We start from the raw sequence: 4,712 nt of genomic DNA, 5'->3' as shown, positions 1-4,712 counted from the left end.
AAAAAGGCGGGTTTTCAACCGCAGTTTCAGCATGGAAGTGGAAGAGGCTTTCTATGACGAATTGATTGCCTATGTGGACCACAAGGTTAAAAGAAGAGAGTTGGGACTTGAATAAGGAAAAATTAGCCAGCTTGCTGGGTCTGGCTCAGAGGGCCGGCCGCCTCATCTCCGGAGAGGAGCTGGCTGTCAAGGCCATTCAAGAGGGGAAAGCCCATCTGGTCTTTCTGGCCCATGATGCCGGTCCCAATCTCAGCAAGAAAATCACTGATAAAAGTCATTACTATCAAGTAGAAGTATCAACCGTGTTTTCAACACTGGAATTAAGCTCTGCAGTTGGCAAGGCCAGAAAAGTGCTGGTCGTTGCAGATGCTGGTTTTACAAAGAAAATGAGGTCTCTTATGTAATAGAAGAGGAGGACAAGATTTGTCTAAAGTAAGATTGTATGAAATCGCCAAAGAACTTGGCAAAGAAAGCAAGGAGGTGGTGGCGCGCGCCAAGGAATTAGGCTTGGATGTCAAAAGCCATTCATCCAGCGTGGAAGCAGAAGCCGGCCAGCGGATTCGCAGCAGCTTCAGGCAGGCGCCTCAGGCCTCCGCAGAAAAGGCGGCCCCGCTTTCCAAGCCAGCTGCTGAAAAAGCGCCGGCAGCGCAGCCATTGACCGAAAAAACTCCTGCCAAAGAAGCCAAGCCAGTCTCCGGCGAAAAGGCGGAAGCTGCAGCAGCCCCTCAGTCTGAGTCTAAGGCAGAACCGGCCGCTCCAGCAAGACCGGCCCGGCCGCAGAGCCGCAACTTTAAGGCGGAACGCGAGGCCAGAGCCAAGGAGCAGGCAGAACGGCGCAAGCAGCAGGGCAACCGTCAGCCGCAAAAGGGCGATAAACGCGAGCGCGGCAATGAGCGCAATAAAAACCGCCGCGACCGCAATGACCGGGACCGGGGCAGCCGCAATGACCGCCGCGACAACCGCGGTCAGGACGGCCGCCGCAGCGGCCAGCAAAATCAAGGTTTCAACGGCCAAAGCCGCCAGCAGCCCAAGCAGGGTCCTAAGATTGACTTTAAGGCACGGGCAGCGGCTCTGAAAGCTGAGCAAAATGCCGAATATGCCCGCTCCAGCGAAGAACGCTTCAAGCAGGCTCAGGAAGCCAGAGAAGCGCTGGACCGGCAGAACCGCCGCAAGGAAGCAGCACCGGCACCGGAAGCAGCAAGTCTTGCCCAAGCTGTTCAGCCAGCACCGCCGGCCGCGGCAGCAACAGCTTCTAAACCAGCAGCGGCAGCGGTAGATACACGCCGTAAAAAACAAGCACGACCAGATAAAAAACGCGAAGATTTTGATCGCGAAGAAGATGGTCCAAGAAAACAACAAAAGAATCGAAGCAGTCAGAATCAAGTGAGAAATCAAAGAAACAGTAACTGGAATCATAATAAGAAAAACAAAAAGGGAAAGGCAATCACCATCAGGCTCCAAGGCCTGTGACGGAGCGTAAGTTCCATGAGCTGCCGACCGAATTTGAATATACAGACGGGATGACCGTGGCGGAAATCGCCAAGCGGATCAAGCGCGAACCAGCTGAAATCGTCAAGAAACTCTTTATGATGGGTGTCATGGCGACACAAAATCAGTCGCTTGACGGCGATACCATTGAGCTTTTGATGGTGGATTACGGCATTGAAGCCAAGAAAAAGGTAGAAGTGGATACAGCTGATATTGAGCGTTTCTTCGTCGAAGAAGGCTATATCAATCCCGATGCGCTGGAAGAGCGTCCGCCGGTCGTGACCATTATGGGACACGTTGACCACGGGAAAACGACCCTGCTGGATACCCTGCGCAATTCCCGTGTAGCAACAGGCGAAGCGGGCGGAATCACCCAGCATATCGGTGCCTACCAGATCGAGGAAAGCGGCAAGAAGATTACCTTCCTTGATACACCGGGACACGCGGCCTTTACCTCTATGCGGGCCCGCGGTGCCTCTGTGACAGATATCACCATTCTGGTTGTAGCTGCAGATGACGGCGTGATGCCTCAGACCATTGAGGCGATTAACCATTCTAAGGCAGCCAATGTACCGATTATCGTGGCCATCAACAAGATTGATAAGCCAGGTGCCAATCCAGAACGCGTCATCGGCGAGCTGGCTGAGCACGGTGTTATGTCTACTTCATGGGGCGGTGAGTCTGAATTTGTCGAAATCTCAGCTAAATTCAACCAGAATATTGACAGCCTGCTGGAAACGGTTCTCTTGGTGGCTGAAATTCAGGAACTGAAAGCCGACCCAACGGTTCGGGCTATCGGTACCGTTATTGAAGCACGCCTGGATAAAGGAAAAGGTGCGGTTGCGACCCTTCTCGTTCAGCAGGGAACGCTGAATGTTCAGGATCCGATTGTTGTCGGCAATACCTTCGGCCGGGTCCGGGCCATGACCAATGATCTGGGCCGCCGCGTTAAGGTGGCCGGACCGTCAACACCGGTTTCCATCACTGGTCTCAATGAAACCCCTATGGCCGGCGACCACTTTGCCGTCTATGAAGATGAGAAGGCAGCGCGGGCTGCTGGTGAAGAACGGGCCAAACGGGCCCTGATGAAACAGCGTCAGGCAACCCATCGGGTCAGTCTGGAAAATCTCTTTGATACCCTTAAAGCCGGCGAAGTCAAGTCTGTCAATGTCATTATCAAGGCTGATGTGCAGGGTTCTGTTGAAGCTCTGGCTGCTTCCCTGCAGAAGATTGAGGTAGAAGGCGTCAAGATTACCATCGTCCACTCAGCTGTCGGTGCCATTAATGAATCAGACGTTACGCTGGCAGAAGCTTCCAATGCCTTTATCATCGGTTTCAATGTCCGTCCGACTTCTCAGGCCCGCCAGCAGGCGGATGCCGACGATGTGGAAATCCGTCTCCACAGCATTATCTATAAGGTCATTGAGGAAATGGAAGATGCCATGAAGGGCATGCTGGATCCAGAATACGAAGAAAAAATCATCGGTGAAGCCCTTATCCGTGAAACCTTCAAGGTTTCCAAGGTGGGAACAATCGGAGGATTTATGGTTATCAGCGGCAAGGTGACCCGCGATTCTAAGGTCCGGGTAATCCGCGACGGCGTGGTAATCTATGATGGAGAGCTGGCCAGCCTCAAGCACTTCAAGGATGATGTCAAGGAAATCACCAACGGCCGCGAGGGCGGACTCATGATTGAGGGCTACAACGACATCCAAGTGGACGATACCATCGAAGCCTATATCATGGAAGAAATTAAGAAATAAGCTAAGAAATCCCTTAAAAATTCGCAGTGAAAATAGTATTTGGCAAAAGTCAGGACTTCCAGTCCAATATCCTTTTTCACAAAGAGTTTAGAAGGAACCTCATCCAGCTAAAACTAAAAACATAGGCGATGGGACAGACTCCCATGATGGCTGCGCCCTCACCCACAGAGGGATGAATCTTTTGGAAGATACCGTATAAGACTCCCATGGTGGCTGTGTCCTCACTCACAGAGGGAGCTATCTTTTGGAAGATGCTGTATAAGAACTCAACATTGAAAATGTTTAGTTCCCTTCACTCTTTTGTTTCTAAGCTCAGGCTGAAAAGGTTCCCCAAACCTTTTCACTCCCAGCCCGCGAGGCTCTCACAGTCCGGGGGACTGTGAGAGGTTGGGAATAAAACAAACGCAGTTTGTGTCAAAACAGTCCGGGGGACTGTGAGAGGTTGGGAATACAACAAACGCAGTTTGTGTCAAAACAGTCCGGGGGACTGTGAGAGGTTGGGGATGAGGAAAACAGAGTTTTCCTCAATGTAGGAGCTTTTTGGCGCGGAAAGACGACAGTCTTGAGTCTGTCTCAGCCTCTCTGTTGCTGTTGCAGAAGAAAAAATTTAGAAAGGAAATCTTATGGCAAATCATTTTCGCACAGACCGTGTCGGGATGGAAATCAAGCGCGAAGTCAATGAGATTTTGCAGAAGAAGGTCCGGGACCCAAGGGTTCAGGGTGTGACCATTACGGATGTCCAGATGCTGGGTGATCTGTCCATGGCCAAGGTCTACTACAGTATCATGAGCGATCTGGCCTCGGACAATCAAAAAGCCCAGCAGGGCCTGAAAAAGGCAACTGGAACGATTAAGCGCGAGCTGGGCCGCAATCTGAAAATGTACAAGATTCCTGATTTGACCTTTGTCAAGGACGAATCCATTGAGTACGGCAACAAGATTGACCAGATGCTGCGCAATTTGGAGAAGAAATAAAGAACTCGGCTGAAAGGCTGAGTTTTTTTAAAAATTAATATAATAATTTTTAAAAAATAGGTATATACCATTTACAAATAAAAAAGAAAGCGTTATAATAGAATCAAGAAGAACTCAGAGATTCAAAAGTGAGCAGCAGGATATGCAGATCCGTCACGGGAAGGCTCTTTTGAATGAAAGAGGAGACAGAACACAATGGCAAGGGAGGCAGTTTGATGCCTACATATATCAAAGCAGATCAATTTTTCTATCCTCAGGGAATCCGTCAGGGCGGCTATTTGGAGCTGGCTGACGGCAAGTTTGGCAGGCTGCTGCAGTCTGTGCCGCAGGATGCAGAAGTCATCGACTGGAGCGGCTATTCCATTGCACCGGGTCTGGTGGACACCCATATCCATGGCTTCGGCGGCGTTGATGTCATGGACAATAACATCGAAGGCACTCTTCATACGATGAGTGAAGGGCTCTTGACGACCGGTGTGACCAGCTT

Annotated in this window: 2 protein-coding genes and 3 pseudogenes; all 5 read left to right on the top strand. The window is 50.8% G+C overall.

The window, feature by feature from the left end:
• A pseudogene (locus STRDD11_RS13970) lies at nt 1–115 on the top strand (YlxR family protein); the annotation flags it as partial.
• Nucleotides 108–404, top strand: coding sequence for a YlxQ-related RNA-binding protein (locus STRDD11_RS00305; RefSeq protein WP_128834253.1), 297 nt, complete (start codon nt 108–110; stop codon nt 402–404). The pseudogene STRDD11_RS13970 and the gene STRDD11_RS00305, both read left to right, overlap by 8 nt.
• Nucleotides 405–423: 19 nt before the next feature.
• Nucleotides 424–3,251, top strand: a pseudogene (infB, locus tag STRDD11_RS00300) (translation initiation factor IF-2).
• A gap of 623 nt (nt 3,252–3,874) precedes the next feature.
• On the top strand, nt 3,875–4,225 hold the full coding sequence (rbfA, locus tag STRDD11_RS00295; protein WP_128834250.1) for a 30S ribosome-binding factor RbfA: 351 nt from the start codon (nt 3,875–3,877) through the stop codon (nt 4,223–4,225).
• A 215-nt stretch (nt 4,226–4,440) separates the two neighbouring features.
• Nucleotides 4,441–4,712, top strand: a pseudogene (locus STRDD11_RS13965) (N-acetylglucosamine-6-phosphate deacetylase); the annotation flags it as partial.

The sequence above is a fragment of the Streptococcus sp. DD11 genome, assembly GCF_001578865.1.
GTDB lineage: Bacteria > Bacillota > Bacilli > Lactobacillales > Streptococcaceae > Streptococcus > Streptococcus panodentis.
This window is presented reverse-complemented; position numbering and strand designations above follow the sequence as displayed.

Coding starts and splice junctions, on each gene's coding strand:
- rbfA (WP_128834250.1), top strand. CDS start 3,875: ATGGCAAATCATTTTCGCACAGACCGTGTCGGGATGGAAATCAAGCGC.